This is a genomic window from Acidovorax sp. GW823-FHT01C06, from assembly GCF_058798375.1.
Genome location: NZ_JBXAKN010000007.1, coordinates 181,758 through 199,397, shown reverse-complemented (window position 1 = coordinate 199,397; position 17,640 = coordinate 181,758). Strand labels below are relative to the sequence as shown.

At 69.9% G+C, this 17,640-nt stretch carries 15 protein-coding genes; 9 read left to right on the top strand and 6 right to left on the bottom strand.

The features are described 5' to 3' along the window. Positions 1-7: 7 nt before the first annotated feature. From AC1RCS_RS16040 to AC1RCS_RS16030, 3 genes are all read right to left on the bottom strand, one after another. Positions 8-292 (bottom strand): hypothetical protein, encoded by a 285-nt coding sequence (locus AC1RCS_RS16040; protein ID WP_218294788.1) that lies wholly within the window; start codon positions 290-292, stop codon positions 8-10. 95 nt (positions 293-387) lie between these two features. Further along, entirely contained in the window at positions 388-1,497 is a 1,110-nt protein-coding gene (locus AC1RCS_RS16035; RefSeq protein WP_492245360.1) for a DUF72 domain-containing protein, read from the bottom strand. Positions 1,498-1,554: 57 nt separating this feature from the next. Beyond that, complete coding sequence (locus tag AC1RCS_RS16030; RefSeq protein ID WP_492245359.1) at positions 1,555-1,962, bottom strand: hypothetical protein; 408 nt, start codon at positions 1,960-1,962, stop codon at positions 1,555-1,557. Between the two features lie 170 nt (positions 1,963-2,132). On the opposite strand from AC1RCS_RS16030, the gene AC1RCS_RS16025 reads away from it, so the two are divergent. The 3 genes from AC1RCS_RS16025 to AC1RCS_RS16015 all read left to right on the top strand — a co-directional run bounded on the left by AC1RCS_RS16025 (position 2,133) and on the right by AC1RCS_RS16015 (position 6,678). Continuing rightward, the gene (locus AC1RCS_RS16025; protein ID WP_492245358.1) at positions 2,133-4,502 is read left to right on the top strand and encodes a Tex family protein; all 2,370 of its coding nucleotides are present in this window, start codon (positions 2,133-2,135) and stop codon (positions 4,500-4,502) included. A gap of 60 nt (positions 4,503-4,562) precedes the next feature. Further along, entirely contained in the window at positions 4,563-5,390 is an 828-nt protein-coding gene (locus AC1RCS_RS16020; protein ID WP_218294793.1) for an HDOD domain-containing protein, read from the top strand. An 88-nt stretch (positions 5,391-5,478) separates the two neighbouring features. Further along, entirely contained in the window at positions 5,479-6,678 is a 1,200-nt protein-coding gene (locus AC1RCS_RS16015) for a patatin-like phospholipase family protein (RefSeq protein ID WP_492245357.1), read from the top strand. Positions 6,679-6,685: 7 nt separating this feature from the next. On the opposite strand, the gene AC1RCS_RS16010 is transcribed toward AC1RCS_RS16015, so the two are convergent. Further along, entirely contained in the window at positions 6,686-9,517 is a 2,832-nt protein-coding gene (locus AC1RCS_RS16010; protein WP_492245356.1) for an EAL domain-containing protein, read from the bottom strand. 261 nt (positions 9,518-9,778) lie between these two features. Then, positions 9,779-10,915 (bottom strand): 4-hydroxybutyrate dehydrogenase, encoded by a 1,137-nt coding sequence (gene gbd, locus AC1RCS_RS16005; protein ID WP_218294796.1) that lies wholly within the window; start codon positions 10,913-10,915, stop codon positions 9,779-9,781. Between the two features lie 59 nt (positions 10,916-10,974). Here gbd and AC1RCS_RS16000 point away from each other — a divergent pair, with 59 nt between their 5' ends. The 3 genes from AC1RCS_RS16000 to AC1RCS_RS15990 all read left to right on the top strand — a co-directional run bounded on the left by AC1RCS_RS16000 (position 10,975) and on the right by AC1RCS_RS15990 (position 13,763). After that, a complete protein-coding gene (locus tag AC1RCS_RS16000; protein WP_369642617.1) occupies positions 10,975-11,853 on the top strand; it encodes a 2-keto-4-pentenoate hydratase in 879 nt (292 codons plus the stop codon). Positions 11,854-11,928: 75 nt separating this feature from the next. Further along, the gene (locus tag AC1RCS_RS15995) at positions 11,929-12,897 is read left to right on the top strand and encodes an alpha/beta hydrolase (protein WP_492245355.1); all 969 of its coding nucleotides are present in this window, start codon (positions 11,929-11,931) and stop codon (positions 12,895-12,897) included. Positions 12,898-12,905: 8 nt separating this feature from the next. Next, entirely contained in the window at positions 12,906-13,763 is an 858-nt protein-coding gene (locus AC1RCS_RS15990) for a YbgC/FadM family acyl-CoA thioesterase (protein WP_218294799.1), read from the top strand. Positions 13,764-13,915: 152 nt separating this feature from the next. Here the strand turns inward: AC1RCS_RS15990 and ygfZ are convergent, their stop codons facing one another. Then, positions 13,916-14,824 (bottom strand): CAF17-like 4Fe-4S cluster assembly/insertion protein YgfZ, encoded by a 909-nt coding sequence (gene ygfZ / locus AC1RCS_RS15985; protein ID WP_369642615.1) that lies wholly within the window; start codon positions 14,822-14,824, stop codon positions 13,916-13,918. A 45-nt stretch (positions 14,825-14,869) separates the two neighbouring features. Between ygfZ and mltG the strand changes: the two genes are divergently transcribed. The 3 genes from mltG to AC1RCS_RS15970 all read left to right on the top strand — a co-directional run bounded on the left by mltG (position 14,870) and on the right by AC1RCS_RS15970 (position 17,624). Further along, positions 14,870-15,853, top strand: a complete 984-nt coding sequence (mltG, locus tag AC1RCS_RS15980) for an endolytic transglycosylase MltG (protein WP_370627848.1) — start codon at positions 14,870-14,872, stop codon at positions 15,851-15,853. Positions 15,854-15,927: 74 nt separating this feature from the next. Continuing rightward, positions 15,928-16,605 (top strand): dTMP kinase, encoded by a 678-nt coding sequence (gene tmk / locus AC1RCS_RS15975; protein ID WP_218294802.1) that lies wholly within the window; start codon positions 15,928-15,930, stop codon positions 16,603-16,605. Beyond that, complete coding sequence (locus AC1RCS_RS15970) at positions 16,602-17,624, top strand: DNA polymerase III delta subunit-related protein (protein ID WP_492245354.1); 1,023 nt, start codon at positions 16,602-16,604, stop codon at positions 17,622-17,624. Before tmk ends, AC1RCS_RS15970 begins: the two co-directional genes overlap by 4 nt. The last annotated feature ends 16 nt before the right edge of the window (positions 17,625-17,640 follow it).

Genomic DNA, 17,640 nt, shown 5'->3' with positions numbered 1-17,640 from the left:
CCTCGGGCTACCGAGGGGCGCGAAGGCGGGCCCTGCCCACGGCGCCAGCCGCCGGGGCCTTTTCCGCCGCCCGTGCCAGCTTGCCGGCCACCCCGTCGCGCCCCGATGCGGCGCGCGCGATGAGGGCGCTGCCCAGGGCCCGGCCGGCTGCGCGGCGCACCAGGCCACGGCTGCGGCTGGCGCCGCGCAGCACCAGCAGGCCCGCACCCAGCACCAGCCAGTGCTCGCCCGGAAAACCGGCACGTTCGGCGTCCCATTGGCGCACGCCGCGGAGTTTTTGAAGAAGGTTCATGTGACGGGCCCTGACGTTGACAGCATGCCGCCATCGTCGCGCAGGGTAAGGCCGCCCGGTGTCAGCGCACGGTTTTGGCGCGGGTGCTCCGCGTCCTACACCACGGGGCCGGGCGCTGCGGCGGGCGCCGGGCCTCCAAGCTGCGCCGCCACGCATTCGGCCAGCGCCTGCACGGTGCGCGGCGCGCAGCCTTCCGCATGGTTGCTGATGGCCACGAAGGCGTTGTGCCCCCGCCCGGTGACGCCCGCGATCAGGCTCGCCAGCGCGGCACGCGTGCCAGGGTCGGGGTGGTGGAGCCGGTCATAGGGCGCATAGTTCTTTTCCGCGTCTTCATAGCCATAGGGGCCGTGGATGGGGTGGAGATTCCAGCGGCACACCAGCGGACCGGGCCAGAGCGCGCGCAGCATGGGCAGCTGTTCCTGCAGCGGCGGCATCTTTGCGTGCAGGCCCAGGCAGTAGGTGGCCCCGGCCTCGCGCAGGACCGCCGCGAAGCGCGGGGTGAGCCATTGGGGATCGCGCACCTCCACGGCCATTACGCCGTCCGGCGCGGTGGGGTGCAACGCAGGCTGCGCGCACAGCATGGCGCGCAGGCGCTCCAGCAGCTCGTGCATGCGGTCCAGCTGCGCCAGGGGCAGGGGGCTGATCTGGAACACCAGCGCCCCCAGCTTGTGCCCCAGCCCTTGCAGCGCGGGTTCCACGAATTCACTGAGGGCGAGTTCGGGGCTGAGGAAAGCCGGATTGGGCTGGCGCCCCCGCCCGTCCTCGCTGCGCACGAGGGCGTCGGTCACCAGGCTGGGTGCCTTCACCACGAAGCGGAAGTCATCGGGCACCTGCGAGGCATAGCGCTCGTACTGGCTCACCGTGAGCGGCCGGTAGAAGCTGCGGTCGATGCTCACCGTGCGCAGCAGCGGGTGCTGGGCGTAGACGGCCAGCCCCTGCTTGGAGAGCATGGACTCGGAATGCTCGCCTTCCCACACCAGTCCCTTCCATCCGGGGTATGTCCATGACGACGTGCCCAGCCGCAGTTGGCGGGGGAGGGCGGCGGCCAGGGCGCGCAGACCATCGTGCCCGGGGGCCGGATGCACCCCGGTGCGGCGCGGCCTGGCCGCCGCGGGCTCATCTGCATCGGCCGCGAAGCCAGCGGCGGCGGCCTTGTCGGTGGGAGGGGGCGGCACCGACGGGCCGCCGAAAAGGTCGTCTTGCATGTGAGGGACGCGGATGGTGTGGCGGGCGCGAGCCGGAATGGGGTGCCGCAGAGGAGGTCACAGGCCCGCGAACAGTCCACCTTCGTTCAGCAGTTCGTAGGTGATTTCCGGGTGCTGGTCCATGCTCTTGCGGATCGCGGCGGGAATCGCCTGGCGGGTCTTGCGGCACAGGCCGGGCTGCTCCAGCACCAGGATCGCAATGCCCCGCAGGCTGCGCACCTCATGGGGGCTGGGGGTGATGGAAAGGCGCACGCCCAGCTGGTCTTCCATGCGGCCCAGCAGGCGGCGCAGGTCGCTCAGGCTGGTGAGGTTTTCCAGCCGCTCAAGCAGTTTTTTTTCCTCGTTGCGCGTGAGGCGCAGGATGCGGACATCGCCGCCCGGCGCCTCCAGCAGTGCATCCCGGCCGCACACGCAGGTGCCGGGAGGGCATTCGGTGCGGATGGGGAAGGGGGCTGCAGAGTTCATGGACAGCAAGGGTTGCCAAGCCTGGGCATTCTAGGGAGGTTGCGGGCGTGGCCTGGGCAGACGGCGGGATGGCTCTGTCCGCCGCGAATCGGCCTGTTACCAAAAGTGCCTGTGGCAAACTCGCGCGCTTCGCGTTTTGTTTGATTGAGTCTCAGAGAGTTCGCCCCCCCATGCAGCAGATCGTCCGGCAGTTGGCCGCAGAAATCAAAGTCAGTGAATCCCAGGTGCGCGCAGCGGTGGAGCTGCTCGATGGCGGCGCCACGGTGCCGTTCATCGCGCGCTACCGCAAGGAAGTGACCGGCGGGCTGGACGACATCCAGCTGCGCGAACTCGAAGCGCGCCTGTCGTACCTGCGCGAACTGGAAGACCGCCGCGCCGCCGTGCTCAAGAGCATCGACGAGCAGGGCAAGCTGACCGATGCCCTGCGCCTGGCCATTGCACAGGCGCCCACCAAGCAGGAGCTGGAGGACATCTACCTGCCCTTCAAGCAAAAGCGCCGCACCAAGGGCCAGATGGCCCGCGAGTTCGGCATCGAGCCGCTGGCGGACAAGCTGTTTGCCGACCCCACGCTGGACCCGACGACCGAGGCCGCGGCCTTCACGCGGCCGCCCGAAGTGCTGGACGACGGCAAGACGGGCGCCGATTTCTCGACCGTGCCGGCCGTGCTGGACGGTGTGCGCGACATCCTGTCCGAACGCTGGGCCGAAGACGCCGTGCTGGTGCAGAACCTGCGCGAATGGCTCTGGGCCGAGGGCCTGCTGCGCAGCAAGAAGGTGGAGGGCAAGAACGAGAACGACCCCGAGGTCTCCAAGTTTCGCGACTATTTCGAATACGACGAGCCCATTGGCCGCGTGCCGTCGCACCGCGCGCTGGCCGTGTTCCGCGGCCGGGGGCTGGAGATCCTGGAAGCCAAGCTGGTGCTGCCCGTGGAGCCCGAGCCCGGCAAGCCCAGCCTGGCCGAAGGCAAGATCGCCCTGCACCTGGGCTGGAGCCATGCAGGCCGCCCGGCCGACGACCTGATCCGCAAGAGCGTGGCCTGGACCTGGCGCGTGAAGCTGTCGCTGTCGACCGAGCGCGACCTGTTCGCCCGCCTGCGGGACGACGCCGAGAAGGTCGCCATCAAGGTGTTTGCCGACAACCTGCGCGACCTGCTGCTGGCGGCGCCTGCAGGCCCGCGCGTGGTGATGGGGCTGGACCCCGGCATCCGCACCGGCGTGAAGGTGGCCGTGGTCGATGCCACGGGCAAGCTGGTCGAGACCGCCACCGTGTTCCCGCACGAGCCGCGCCGCGACTGGGAAGGTTCTTTGCACACCCTGGCCAAGCTGGCCGAGAAGCACGGCGTGAACCTGATCGCCATCGGCAACGGCACGGCCAGCCGCGAGACCGACAAGCTGGCGGCCGACCTCATCAAGCTGGCGGCCAAGGTGGACCGTGTGATTGAAAAGGTGGTGGTGAGCGAAGCCGGTGCATCCGTCTATTCCGCCAGCGAATACGCGTCGCAAGAGATGCCCGATGTGGACGTGAGCCTGCGCGGTGCCGCCTCCATCGCCCGCCGCCTGCAGGACCCGCTGGCCGAACTGGTGAAGATCGATCCCAAGAGCATCGGCGTGGGCCAGTACCAGCACGACGTGAACCAGAGCGAGCTGGCCCGTACCCTGGGCACCGTGGTCGAGGACTGCGTGAACTCCGTGGGCGTGGACCTGAACACGGCCAGCGTGCCGCTATTGAGCCGCGTGTCGGGCCTGTCGGGCAGCGTGGCCAAGGCCGTGGTGCGCTGGCGCGAGGCCAACGGCGCGTTCAAGAGCCGCAAGCAGCTCATGGACGTGGCGGGCCTGGGCGCCAAGACCTTCGAGCAGAGCGCGGGCTTCCTGCGCATCCGCGGCGGCGACAACCCGCTGGACGTGACGGGGGTGCACCCCGAGACCTACCCGGTGGTCGAGCAGATCATGGAAAAGACCGGCAAGCCGGTGGCCGAGATCATGGGCCGTGCCGACATGCTCAAGACCCTGAAGCCCGAGCTGTTCGCCAACGAGAAATTTGGTGTGATCACCGTCAAGGACATCCTGGCCGAGCTGGAGAAACCCGGCCGCGACCCGCGCCCGGACTTCAAGGTGGCGCGCTTCAACGACGGCGTGGAGGACATCAAGGACCTCAAGGAAGGCATGGTCCTGGAGGGCACGGTGAGCAACGTGGCCCAGTTCGGCGCCTTCATCGACCTGGGGGTGCACCAGGACGGCCTGGTGCACGTGAGCCAGCTGGCGCACAAGTTCGTGAACGACGCGCGCGAGGTGGTCAAGACCGGCGACATCGTGAAGGTCAAGGTCATGGAGGTGGATGTGGAGCGCAAGCGCATCGGCCTGTCGATGAAGCTCGATGCCGCGCCGCCGCGCCAGGGCGGGGAGCGGGGCGCGCCCCGCGACAACCGGTTCGAGGGCGCTGGCCGGGGCTACGCGCAGCCGCAGCGCCGTGCCCCCGAGCCCGCGCAGCAGTCGGCCATGGCGTCGGCATTCGCCAAGTTGCAACAGGCGAAGGGCCGTTGACGGATTGGGGGGTGATGGGGGCCATAATCGCCAGCAATCGAAACTCTGGCGCCTGACCCCATGGAGTTGAACGCATTGCTGGCACAACCAGTGGCTCTGCCCAGTCTTCCGCGGGCGGTGGCGCTGCTGATGAGCGAACTGGCCCATGAAGAGCCCAGCCTGCGGCGCCTGAACCAGCTCTTTGGCACGGACCCGGCGCTGGCCGGGCGACTGCTGGAGCTGGCCAATTCCCCCACCTTCCAGTTGCCGCGCCAGATCGCGGGCATCCCGGAGGCCCTGGCGCTGCTGGGCACGGCCCAGGTGCGCTCGCTGGTCAATTCGGCACCGCTGGGCACCACCTCCCGCTCGGTGCCCGGAGTGAACATGCAGCAGTTCTGGCGCTACAGCCTCAACACGGCCAAGCTGGCGCGGTCGCTGGCGGGTATCGCGCAGCAGGACCAGATCGCCGCATACACCGCGGGCTTGCTGCACGCGCTGGGCGAGCTGGTCATTCACCTGGCCGACCCGGAAAAGGCGCAGTCGGTCAACACGCTGGTGGCGCCATTCGATCTGCGGCGCGGCAAGATCGAGCAGCGCATCTTCGGCTACTGCTATGGCCATGTGACGGCCGGGCTGGCGCGCCGCTGGCAGCTTCCCGAGGTGGTGGTCGATGCGCTGCAGCACCAGAGCGTGCCGTTCGACAACAACGCCTACGAGCCCCTGGCGGGAGTGATCCACCTGGCCTCCTGGCGCGCGCGGGCCCGCGAGGCGGAGCTGGGCGAGAAGGAGATGGCCGTATCGTTCCCCGGCGAGGTCGGCCTGACCCTGGGGCTGGACATCGACATGGTGCTGCAGCAGGACCCCATCGACTGGACGGCCCGGCCCGAGGCCGCCGACTACGTGGTCTGACAGCGGGTTTGCGAACCGGGGTGCTTGCGCCCGGCCCGGGCACCTTGCGCGACACGCCGGGGCGCGGTGCTTTGCGACAATGCCGTCCATGAAAGCCCTGCGCATCCATGCCGGCCCCCGCGCCTGGCAGCACCTTGAAAACCACGGCCTGCGGCCGGGCGACGTGGGCGTGATCCCCGCAGCGGCCGGTGGCCCCAAGGGGCTCATCCTGGGCCCCCTGGACCGCTTCATCTTCGGCGAATGGCTGGCCCAGGCGCGCCAGCCGGTGGACCTGGTGGGCGCGTCGATTGGCGCCTGGCGCATGGCCACGGCCTGCCTGCAGCAGCCGGTGGCGGCCTTCGAGCGGCTGGAGCACGACTACATCCACCAGGACTACGACCTGCCGCCCGGCAAGAAGCGCCCGTCGGCGGCCCACGTGAGCGAGCGGTTTGGCCAGAACCTGCAGGCGTTCTATGGCGGGCGTATCGACGAGGTGCTGAACCACCCGCGCTACCGCCTGCACATCGTCACCTCGCGGGGGCGGCACCTGCTGGGGCGCGAGCACCGCGTGGCCACGCCGCTGGGCTATCTGGGAGCCTTTCTGACGAACACGGTGCACCGCAAGGCGATGGGGGCGTGGCTGGAACGGGTGGTGTTCTCCTCGTCCGATGCGTCCGGTACCTTCGCCGAGGGGGCGGGGGCTGCGTGTGCTGCATTGCCCTTTGGCACCTCGGACTACCGCACGCGGCAGGTGCTGCTCAGCAACGGCAACTTCATGCAGGCGCTGCAGGCCAGCTGCTCGATCCCGTTTGTGCTGCAGGCGGTGCACAACATTCCGGGTGCGCCCCGTGGGGCGTATTGGGACGGGGGCATCACCGATTACCACCTGCACCTGGCCTATGGCAGGCAAAAGCAGAATGCTATTGAATTAATAGCTGATAGCGCTTTTCCATCCAGCGCTGGAGGCCAAAAAGACTTGAATTCTGACCCCGCTGCCTCGCCCGGCCTGGTGCTGTACCCGCATTTCCAGCACCGCGTGGTGCCCGGCTGGCTGGACAAGGGACTCAAGTGGCGCCACCGCTCCACGCCTGCGCTGGACAACATGGTGGTGCTGTCGCCCAGCCCCGACTGGGTGCGCAGCTTGCCCAACGCCAAGCTGCCCGACCGCAACGACTTCACGCACTACGGCGCCGACAGCGCCGCGCGCGCCAAGGCCTGGCTGGCGGCCACGCGGGCCAGCCAGCAGCTGGTGGACGAGTGGCAGGCGTGGCTGGCGCGGCCGGACATGAACGCCGTGCACCCGCTGTAGGGGCCGCTCAGGTCGCTGCAGGCCGCCGTGCCGCATCCTGCACGGCCCGGGCCGCGTGGCGGGCCGTGTGTTGCCGTGCCCAGGTCAGTACCTCGTGCGCGGGCATGGGCCGGGCGATGCCAAAGCCCTGGGCACGCTCGCAGCCCAGCTCCAGCAGCCGTGCGGCCTGCTCGGCGGTCTCCACCCCTTCCGCGACCACGTGCCGCTGAAAGGCCGTGGCGAGCGCGACGATGGCTCCCACGAGCGTGAGGTCGTCGCCGTCTTCCAGGATGCCGCGCACGAACGACTGGTCGATCTTGATGGTCTCGGCCGGCAGGCGCTTGAGGTAGGACAGCGAGGAGAAGCCGGTGCCGAAGTCGTCCAGGGCGAAGCGCACGCCCAGCAGCTGGCAGTTCTGCATCATCTGGCGCATGTACTGCATGTCCTGCAGGGCCGCGGATTCCAGGATTTCCAGTTCCAGGCGGGTGGGCGAGACCTCCGGGCAGGTGTGCAGGATGTCCTTGAGCCGCTCAACGAAGTTGGGCCGGTGGAAGTGCGGCGCGGAGATGTTCACGCTCACCTCCCACTGCATGCCGGCATCGGTCCATTGCCGCATCTGCGCCAGGGCCTGGCGCAGCACCCATTCGCCCAGTTCCACCTCCAGCTCTGCGTCCTCGATCAGCGGCAGCACATGCTGCGGGCCCAGCAGGCCGTGGTCGGGATGCTGCCAGCGCAGCAGGGCCTCCAGCCCCAGGATCTCGCCGGTGCGCAGGTGCACCTTGGGCTGGTAGTGCAGCACCAGCTCGCCCCCGTGCAGGGCCTGGGCCACGCGCGTCTGGCGGGTGTGCTGCGTCTGCACGGCATGGTCCAGCTGCACGTCGAACACGTGCATCTGGTTGCGGCCGAAGCCCTTGGCCTGGCACATGGCCTGGTCGGCGTGGCGCAGTAGGGTGTCGGGGTTGGCGTCGTCCTGCGGGAACACGGCCACGCCCACGCTCACGGTGGTGTGCAGCACGCGGTCGTCGATGGCGTAGGGGGCGGCCAACTGCTGCATGAGCACGCCCACGCGGGCCTCGATGGCGGGCACGTCCGGCAGCTCGCCCAGCAGCAGCACGAACTCGTCGCCCCCCATGCGCGCCACCGCGTCCTGGGGCGTGATGAACGCGCCCAGGCGCCGCGCGGTTTCCTTGAGCAGCCGGTCGCCCACGCGGTTGCCGTGGGTGTCGTTCACGGCCTGGAAATGGTCCAGGTCGAGCATGCACACGGCCAGCAGCAGGCCTTTCTGTCGGGCGACGAAGATCGCGTGCGTGAGGCGCTCGGCCAGCGCCGTCCGGTTGTACAGGCCTGTGAGCGCATCGTGGCGGGCATGCCACGAGATCTGGTGGCGCAGGTTGCGCGTCTCGGTCACGTCGCGGAACACCAGCACGCAGCCCACGGCCGTGCCGTCGCCCTTGCGGATCGCCGACGCGGTGTACTCGATGGCGTAGCGCTCGCCGGAGCGGTGGATCAGCACCTCGTGCGCGACCTGGTGGAGGGCGCCCGGCACGGTCTCGCGCTCCGCGGCCGAGCTGGCATTGCGGCTCGCGAGCTCCTGGTACAGCCGGAACACGTCGTCCAGCTGACGGCCCAGGGCCTGGTCCGCCGTGAAGCCGGTCATGAGCTGCGCGGCTTCGTTGATGGTCTCGATGCAGCCGGCCAGGTCGGTGGTGATCACGCCGTCGCCGATGGAGGCGAGCGTGACCTCGGCACGCTCCTTCTCGGCGCGCAGGGCCTCCTGCGCGCGCTTGCGTTCGGTCACGTCGACCAGCGTGCCGATGGTGCCGGCCAGTGTGCCCCGCGTGGTGGTGAACGGGGCTTCGTAGTAGGCCATGTCCCGGGGCGGCTGGTGGTTGGCGGGGTGGATGCGGATCTCGTTGTCCTGCGCCTGCGCGATCTGCGCGGAGCGCGCGGGCGCCAGCTCTTCGGGGTACGCCGGGGGGGATGCGGGGGCCGTGCCCGCGCTGGCGGGCGTGTGAAAGAGCCGTTGCCAGGCCCGGTTGACTTCCAGGTAGGCGCCATTGGCGTCCCGCACGAAGACGGGCAGGGGCAGCGCGTCGATCAGCTGGCGCGTGAAATGCAGCTGCTCGCTTTGCAGGTGCTGGGTTTCGCGCAGCGACAGCACGAGCGACTGGACCTTGCCGGCCATGTCGTTGAAGGTGGCCGCCATGGCGCGTGATTCGAGCGTGCCGGTCACTTCCATGCGCGTGTCCAGATGGCCGTGGCGGAACGCGTCCGTGGCTTCGGCCAGCCGCCGCAGCATGCGCGCATTGGCCCGCAGCAGCAGCGTGAGCAGGAACAGGATCGTGAAGATATTGAGCGCCGAGATGCGCAGCTGCACCACGACGGTGCTCCAGATCTGGCCTACGAGGGGCGCGGATTGCAGCGTCACCGTCAGCCGCCCGGTCTGGCCGCCGGGCACGGCCTGCCCGAACTGCTGCGTGGGCGGCGCGATGCGCACCCACTCTGCGAACCATCCCGGGGCCGATGCGCGCAGGGGCGGCGCCTGGACATCGATGACGGGCCCGCCGCCCACCTGCCATTTCACCGACTGGACGCCCGGCCCGAAGCGGGCGACCCCTTCATGCAAAAGCGTGGCCTGGGCTTCGTGCTCCGAAGCGGGCAGGGCCGCCACCCCGGGCAGCAGCGCATCGCCCGCCCGGCGCAGCTCGGTGGCGGCATGGCGGCGGACTTCGTCGGTTTCCGCGGCCATCAGGTAGTGGTAGCGCACGGCGCTGACCAGCAGGATGATCAGGACAATCGGAACGTACAGCCGGGGATAGGTGCCCCGCAGGAGCCAGGTACTGAGATTTCCGGTGCGCATCGGTCGTGGCCCTCCCCCCAAAACCCCAGGGTAATGAATTGTTAATTAATTATTGACCGACCGGAGTCTAGCGTGTGGGCAGGGGGTGTGCGGCACCCGGGGTAGCGCAATCCCGCCGGGCTTCGCCCGGGGGAAGGCTGGGGGTGCGTTGCGGGCGCGCGGGCGCGGCGAGGGGGGGGCCGCCGCCCGCTGGCCGCGCGGCGCGCCAGCGGGGCAGGCGCGGCGGGGGGCTGGCGAAAGCCGGGGGGACGGGAGCGGGCCCTACAGCGACTGGCTCAGGATCTCGCGGTACTCCTCGGGCGTGGCGATGCGGGGGTTGGTCTTGTGGCAATGGTCGGCCAGCGCGCCCCTGATGATGTCGTCGAACATGCCTTCGGTCACGCCCATGGCGGCAAGGCCCGTGGGCAGGCCCAGGCGGGCGTTCATGTCGCGGATGGCCTCGGGGATGTCGCCCGCCGCGCCCAGCCCCATGGCGTGGGCCATGCGCTCCAGGCGTTTTTCGTTGCGCACCGATTCGGCGCCGGCATTGAACCGGACCACGGCGGGCAGGAACATGGCGTTGAGCGTGCCATGGTGCAGGCGCGGGTTCACGCCGCCCAGGCTGTGGCTGAGCGAGTGCACGGCGCCCAGTCCCTTCTGGAAGGCCATGGCGCCCTGCATGCTCGCGCTCATCATGTGCAGGCGCGCCTCGCGGTCGCTGCCGTTGCGCGTGGCCGGCTCGATGTGGGCCCAGCCACGCGTGAGGCCGTCCAGGGCAATGCCGTCGGCCGGCGGGTTGAAGGCGGCCGACATGAAGGTTTCCATGCAGTGGGCGATCGCGTCCATGCCCGTGGCGGCGGTCAGCATGGGCGGCAGGCCCAGCGTGAGCTCGGGGTCGCAGATGGCGGTCTTGGGCACCAGGTTCCACGAGTGGAACCCGAGCTTGCGGTGGTCGTCCACGATGATGATGGCGCCGCGCGCCACCTCGCTGCCGGTGCCGCTGGTGGTGGGCACCGCGATCAGCGGCGCGGCGCGCTCGGTGATGCGGGGCGAGCCGCCTTCGATGGTGGCGTAGTGCGTGAGCGGCCCGTCGTGCGTGGCGGCGATCGCGATGCCCTTGGCGCAGTCGATGGCCGAGCCGCCGCCCACGGCGATCAGGCCGTCGCAGCCCTCGGCCTGGTAGATCGCCACGGCGGCGCGCACGGCGGCCTCGGTGGGGTTGGAGGGCGTCTGGTCGAACACCGCCACGGTCATGCCAGGCAGGGCGTCCAGCGCCTTTTGCAGGACACCAGCGGCCTTCACGCCGGGGTCCGTCACGAGCAGGGGGCGTGTGATGCCGACGCGCTCGCATTCCTGTCGCAGCAGCTTGACCGCGCCGAACTCGAACTGGATCTGGGTGACGTAGTAGATGAAAGCCATGGTGAAGGTGGAAGTTACGTTTACGATTGCTGCAAAGACTCTACAACCCGGAGGCACCGATGACCACGAAGCAAACCCTCATTCCGCTCGCACTGGCCGGTGCATTCGTCGCGTTTGCGACATCCGCGCAGGCCGGCTGCCTGACCGATGCCCAGGCCGCCGAGCTGGTGGCCCACTACACCGCGAAGACCCCGGCCGCCAACCCCGAGGACCTGTCGGACGCCGATGGCGCCTGCACCCGCGCCAAGGTCAACCAGTTGCTGGCGCAGCGTCTGGGCAAGGTCGTGGGCTACAAGGCCGGCCTTACCAATCCTGCGGTGCAAAAGCGCTTCAACACCGACAAGCCCGTGTGGGGCAAGCTCTATGAAGGCATGGTCCTGCCCAGTGGCGCCACCGTGGACGCGGCCTTCGGCGCCCGGCCGCTGTACGAAGCCGACATGCTGGTGCGGGTGAAGAGCACCGCCATCAACCATGCCAGGACGCCGATGGAGGTGCTGGAAGCAGTGGACCAGGTCATCCCTTTCATCGAACTGCCAGACCTCATGGTGCAGGCGCCGCCCAAGCTCAATGGCGCCGGCGTGACGGCCATCAACGTGGGTGCGCGGCTGGGCGTGGCGGGCGCGCCGCTGCCCGTGCCGGCCTACCGGGCCGAGCGCTTCGCGATGCTGCAGGCCCTGGCCGACATGAATGTGTCGCTGGCCGACGGCGCGGGTGCGCGCCTGGGCGGTGGCAAGGGCAGCGACATCCTGGACCATCCCCTCAATGCCGTGGTGTGGCTCGCGGGCGCCCTCGCGCAGGAGGGGCTGGCGATGCAGCCGGGCGACCTGATCAGCCTGGGTTCGTTCTCGCCGCTGCTGCCGCCCAAGGCGGGCCTGGCGGTGACAGCGACCTACGACGGCCTGCCGGGCGCCGCGCCCGTGCGCGTGACCTTCAAGTAACAACAAACAAACAAACAAACGACCCGCGGGCTGCCCGCCTGCGCGGGCTTCCTCCTGTTGCCGAGATCCTGACCGTTGGCCGAACTGCACATCCACCACACCCGCCTGACCCCCCAGATGCGCAGCGTGCTTGAGCGCATGGCGCGCGCGGGGCACCCCCCGCTGCACACCCGCTCGCCCCAGGACGCACGCACGGCTTACCAGGCGGGCGCCGATGTGCTGGAGGTGCCCAAGGCGGCCCTGGCACGGGTGGAGGACCTGCACATCCCCGCGCGCGACGGCCATGCGCTGCCCGCGCGGCTGTACGCACCGACCACGGAGGCGGGCCTGCCAGTGCTGCTGTACACCCACGGCGGCGGCTTCACCATCGGCAACATCGCCACGCACGACATCCTGTGCCGCGAGCTGGCGCGCCTGGGCCGCTGCATGGTGGTGTCGCTGGACTACCGGCTCGCGCCCGAGCACCGTTTTCCCACCGCGAGCAACGATGCCTGGGATGCGCTCGCATGGCTTGCTGCCCACGCCCGCGAACTGGGCGCCGACCCGGCGCGCATGGCCGTGGGCGGAGACAGCGCGGGCGGAACACTGGCCGCCGTGAACGCCATCCTGGCGCGCGACGCGGGCCTGCCGCTGGCGCTGCAGCTGCTGTTCTACCCGGGCTGCGCGGCCCACCAGGACACGCCCTCGCATGCCACGTTCGCGCGTGGCCTGGTGCTGGAAGAGCCTGCCATCAGTTGGTTCTTTGGCAACTATGTGCGCAGCCGCGCCGAGCGCGAGGACTGGCGCTTCGCCCCGCTGCACGCCCCCGACGTGGACGGCGTGGCCCCCGCCTGGATCGGCCTGGCCGAATGCGACCCGCTGGTGGACGAGGGCGTGGACTATGCGGACAAGCTGCGGCTCGCCGGCGTGCCCGTGGACCTGGAGATCTACCGCGGGGTGACCCATGAATTCATCAAGATGGGCCGTGCCATTCCCGAGGCGCGCACCGCCCATGCCGATGCGGCCCGGGCGCTGCGCCAGGCGTTCTTTCAAACCACGGAGTGAATCTATCCATGCAACGCAGTGACTTCCGCTGTTTTCACCGCCTGCGCGTGCGCTGGGCCGAGGTGGACATGCAAAAAATCGTGTTCAACGCACACTACCTCATGTACATCGACACGGCGATGTCCGACTACTGGCGGGCGCTGGCGCTGCCGTATGAAGCGGGCATGCTGGCCCTGGACGGCGAGATGTACGTGAAGAAGGCCACGCTGGAATACCATGCGTCGGCGCGTCTGGACGACACGCTGGACGTGGGCCTGCGCTGCGCCAGGGTGGGCAATTCGTCCAGCCTGTTCCAGGCGGGCATCTTCAGCGGCGACCAGCTGCTCGTCTCGGGCGAGCTGGTCTATGTGTTCGCCGACCCGGCCACGCAGACTTCGCGCCCGGTGCCTGACAGCCTGCGCTCCATCTTCGAGGGCTTCGAGGCCGGCGCCGCGATGGCCGAGGTCAAGACCGGCGACTGGAACACGCTGGGCCGCGATGCCGGGCGCCTGCGCACCGCGGTCTTCGTGCGCGAGCAGGGCATTCCCGCGGACATCGAGGCCGATGCCCTGGACGCCAGCGCGCGCCACGCCGTGCTCTACAACCGCCTGGGCATGCCCGTGGCCACGGGGCGGCTGCTGCAGGAGGCGGCCGGCGTGGGCCGCATCGGGCGCATGGCGGTGGACCGCTCCGTGCGCGGCGCGCAGTGGGGCCAGCAATTGCTGGAAGCCTTGGTGGCCGCCGCGCGGGCCCGTGGCGACGGCGAGGTGCGCCTGCACGCCCAGCGCAGCGCGGAAGGCTTCTACCGCCGCGCGGGGTTCGCCGTGGTGGGCGAGCCCTGGGAAGAGGCGGGCATCGCCCACATCGCCATGGCGCGGCGCTGGTAGATTTTGCTATCAAAAAGAAAGCGCCTCGCGCTTTCCTGCAAACGGCCCTGGGGGGATTCGTATCTGGATCCGCCCCGCATCAAGCGCGGGATGCTCCTGAATGCATAGCGGCGTGGCCTGATCCCGCAGCGGCCCGGTCCTGCCCGCGGGCGTCAGATGTCCGCGAGCAGCTCGTACGGCAGGGGCGCCAGCGCCAGCGGCACGCCCTGCACGTTGCCCACCTGCAGGGCACCACCCTGCGCGGCGGCGATCTGCAGCGACACGAGGGCGTCGGTGCCGCCACCGGGTGCCGGGGCGGCCTGCACGACGGTGCCGCAAGGCTGTTCCAGGTCCGGCACGGCGAACACTTCGGCCCCCACCGCCACATCGGCCGGGGCGTGGGCAATGTAGGTGCGGCGCTTGAGCGTGCCCCGGAACTGGCTGCGCGCCACCACCTCCTGCCCGGGGTAGCAGCCCTTCTTGAAGTTCACGCCGCCCACGGACTCGTAGTTGAGCATCTGGGGCACGAAGGCCTCGACAACCGGGGTGGTCAGCGTTGCCACCCCGCTGCGCACTTCGCTCCAGAGCCACAGGGCGGGTTCCATCGCGGGACCGGCGGGCGCGGGTTCTGCCGCGGGAGCCACCCAGAGCGCGCGCGGCCGGCCGTCGGCGGGATACAGGTGGACCACCGAGGCGGCACCCACGTCGGCCTTGGTCCAGGCGGGCTGGCCGCCGCCGGGCACCACATCGCCCGCCAGGCCGTACAGGGCGAAGTCGGCGGTGGCGTCGGTCAGCCTGGCCTTGGAGCGCAGCACGAACATCGACAGGCGCTTGAGCGTGGGCGGCAGCAGGTCGCGGCTGCAGACCAGCAGGATCTCGCTGGCGCTGCGCTTGAAGCCGATGAAGGTGGCCTGCATGCGGCCCTTGGCGGACAGGAACGCTGCCAGGCGGGCCTGGTCCATGCCCAGCAGGGCGAAATCCTGGGTGAGCTGGCCGTGCAGGAACTTGGCGGCGTCTTCGCCTTCCACGCGAATCACGCCCAGGTGGGACAGGGGGGCTATGCCGTTCAAGGGGGTAGTCATCGCTGAATTATGATGCCCGGTTCTACACACACATTCATCAGGGTTGTGCGACGTCTATTGGCTTTGATTGCGTTGGTTCTGATCGCCTCGGGCGGTGCGGCCTTCTGGTGGCTGCACCAGCCGTTGGTGACGGGCAGCGAACCCCTGGAGCTGGCCATCGAGCCCGGCACCACGCCCCGGGGCATTGCGCGCGACGTGGTGGCCGCGGGGGCGCGGGTCGATGCGCGCATGCTCTACGCATGGTTCCGCTTCTCGGGCCAGGACCGCGCCATCAAGGCCGGCAACTATGAAATCCCGCCCGGAACCACCCCACGGGGCCTGCTGCAGAAACTGGTGCGCGGCGAGGAAACCCTGCGCGCGCTGACCCTGGTGGAAGGCTGGAACTGGCGCCAGGTGCGCCAGGCCCTCGCCAGGGAAGACCAGCTCAAGCCCGACGCGGCGAACCTGAGCGACGAGGCGCTGATGGCCCAGCTGGGCCGCCCGGGCGTGCCTCCCGAGGGGCGGTTCTTTCCGGACACCTACGCCTATGCCAAGGGCTCCAGCGACATCGCCCTGCTGCGCCGGGCGCTGCACGCCATGGACCGCCGCCTGGAGGCCGCCTGGGCCCAGCGCGCGGCCGACACGCCGCTCAAGTCGGCCGATGAAGCATTGATACTGGCCAGCATCGTCGAGAAGGAAACCGGCCGTCCGGGCGACCGCGCCCAGATTGCCGGGGTTTTTGCCAACCGCCTGCGCGCCGGGATGCTGCTGCAGACCGACCCCACCGTCATCTACGGCCTGGGCGAGCGGTTCGACGGCAACCTGCGCCGGCGCGATTTGCTGGCCGACACGCCGTGGAACACCTACACCCGGGCCGGCCTGCCTCCCACGCCCATCGCCATGCCCGGCAAGGCCGCCCTGCTCGCGGCGGTGCAGCCCGAGCCCACGCGTGCGCTGTACTTCGTGGCCAAGGGCGACGGCACCAGCCATTTCAGTGCCTCGCTGGAAGAGCACAACCGTGCGGTCAACCGCTACCAGCGCGGCCAGTAGCGCATGCGGCCTGGTGCGCGGGCGGCCGCGGCGCCCCGAGCCATGCGCCCCTGCAGATTCAACCCAAGGCTTTCATGTCACGACCCGGTCTTTTCATCACCTTTGAAGGCATCGACGGCGCGGGCAAGTCCTCGCACATCGAGGGCCTGGCGGCGGCTTTCCGTGCGCAGGGCCGCGCGGTCACCGTGAGCCGCGAGCCCGGTGGCACGCCGCTGGCCGAAAAACTGCGCGAGATGGTCCTCAACGACCCGATGGACCCGCTCACCGAATCGCTGCTCATCTTCGCCGCGCGCCGGGACCACCTGCGCAATGTGATCGAGCCCGCCCTCGCGCGTGGCGACGTGGTGCTGTGCGACCGTTTCACCGATGCCACCTTCGCCTACCAGGGGGCCGGCCGGGGCTTCGATCTTGGCGTGCTATCGATATTGGAGCGGCTTGCGCAGACGGGTCTTTCGCCAGAGGCCGATCTGATGCGTGAGCCCGATCTGACCGTGTGGTTCGACCTGGCGCCGGAAGTGGCTGCCCAGCGCCTGGCCGGCGCCCGCGTGCCCGACCGTTTCGAGGCCCAGCCCGCCGAGTTCTTCCGCCGGGTGGCCCAGGGCTATGCCGACCGCGCGGCCGCCGCACCCCAGCGGTTTGCACGGCTGGACGCCGCGCAGGACCGCCACCGCGTGTGGCAGCAGCTCACCAGCGTCTTTGTGCGCAAGGGCTGGCTGGCCATCATGGTGGCCACCCAGGGAGGAGCGGCATGAGCGAGCCCGCCAACGCCCCTGCGACGGCCCTCGCGCCCTGGATCGCCGCGCAGCGTGCCAGCCTGCTGGCCCAGCGCGGGCATGCCTGGCTGCTGCAGGGCCCGTCGGGCATGGGCCAGTACGCGCTGGGCATGGAGCTGGTGCGCGCCTGGCTGTGCGATGCACCGACCGCGCAGGGTGCCTGCGGCCAGTGCGGCAGCTGCCATGCGGTCAACGTGCGCACCCATGCCGACCTGTGCGTGCTAATGCCCGAGGTGCAGATGATGGCGCTGGGCTGGCCCCTATCGGAGAAGGCCCAGGCGGACATCGACGACAAGAAGCGCAAGCCCAGCCGCGAGATCCGCGTGGAAGCGATGCGCGACGCGGTGGAGTTCTCGCAGCGTACCTCGGCCCGAGGCCGGGGCAAGGCCGTGCTGGTGTATCCCGCCGAGCAGATGAACCACATCACGGCCAATGCCTTGCTCAAGACCCTGGAGGAGCCGCCGGGGGATGTGCGCTTCGTCCTGGCCAGCGAGGCCGCGCACCAGTTGCTGCCCACCATCCGCAGCCGCTGCCTGGGCCACACGATGGTCTGGCCCGCCGAGGACCAGATGCTGCAGTGGCTGCAAGGGCAGGGCGTTGCCGGCGCCGCCGCGACGGCGTTCCTGCGCGCCGCCGGCGGGCGGCCCGACGATGCGCTGGCGCTGGCCCAGTCGGGGCGCAGCCCGCAGGCCTGGTCCGCGCTGCCCCAGGCCGTCGCCAAGGGGGATGTGACCGCGCTCGGGGACTGGGCGCCTGCGCAGGCCATCGATGCGCTGCAAAAGCTCTGCCATGACCTGCTGGCGGCGAGCGTGGGCGCCGCTCCGCGCTACTTCGCGGCGGCGGACCTCCCGAAGGCGCTGCCGCCGCTGGGCGCGCTGACACGCTGGTCGCGCGCGCTGGCCAAGGCCGCACGCACGGCGGACCATCCTTTCAATGCCGGCCTCATGCTGGAGGCGCTTGTCGCCCAGGCGCGAAACACCCTACACTCCAAGCACTGAGCCGTACCCACCCATC

What these genes read in the sequence shown, in the direction of transcription:
- AC1RCS_RS16010 (WP_492245356.1), bottom strand. Translation starts at nt 9,517, where the DNA reads ATGCGCACCGGAAATCTCAGTACCTGGCTCCTGCGGGGCACCTATCCC.
- ygfZ (WP_369642615.1), bottom strand. Translation starts at nt 14,824, where the DNA reads ATGACTACCCCCTTGAACGGCATAGCCCCCCTGTCCCACCTGGGCGTG.
- tmk (WP_218294802.1), top strand. Translation starts at nt 15,928, where the DNA reads ATGTCACGACCCGGTCTTTTCATCACCTTTGAAGGCATCGACGGCGCG.
- AC1RCS_RS16015 (WP_492245357.1), top strand. Translation starts at nt 5,479, where the DNA reads ATGAAAGCCCTGCGCATCCATGCCGGCCCCCGCGCCTGGCAGCACCTT.
- AC1RCS_RS16025 (WP_492245358.1), top strand. Translation starts at nt 2,133, where the DNA reads ATGCAGCAGATCGTCCGGCAGTTGGCCGCAGAAATCAAAGTCAGTGAA.
- gbd (WP_218294796.1), bottom strand. Translation starts at nt 10,915, where the DNA reads ATGGCTTTCATCTACTACGTCACCCAGATCCAGTTCGAGTTCGGCGCG.
- AC1RCS_RS15990 (WP_218294799.1), top strand. Translation starts at nt 12,906, where the DNA reads ATGCAACGCAGTGACTTCCGCTGTTTTCACCGCCTGCGCGTGCGCTGG.
- AC1RCS_RS16000 (WP_369642617.1), top strand. Translation starts at nt 10,975, where the DNA reads ATGACCACGAAGCAAACCCTCATTCCGCTCGCACTGGCCGGTGCATTC.
- AC1RCS_RS16020 (WP_218294793.1), top strand. Translation starts at nt 4,563, where the DNA reads ATGGAGTTGAACGCATTGCTGGCACAACCAGTGGCTCTGCCCAGTCTT.
- AC1RCS_RS16035 (WP_492245360.1), bottom strand. Translation starts at nt 1,497, where the DNA reads ATGCAAGACGACCTTTTCGGCGGCCCGTCGGTGCCGCCCCCTCCCACC.
- AC1RCS_RS16030 (WP_492245359.1), bottom strand. Translation starts at nt 1,962, where the DNA reads ATGAACTCTGCAGCCCCCTTCCCCATCCGCACCGAATGCCCTCCCGGC.
- AC1RCS_RS15970 (WP_492245354.1), top strand. Translation starts at nt 16,602, where the DNA reads ATGAGCGAGCCCGCCAACGCCCCTGCGACGGCCCTCGCGCCCTGGATC.
- AC1RCS_RS16040 (WP_218294788.1), bottom strand. Translation starts at nt 292, where the DNA reads ATGAACCTTCTTCAAAAACTCCGCGGCGTGCGCCAATGGGACGCCGAA.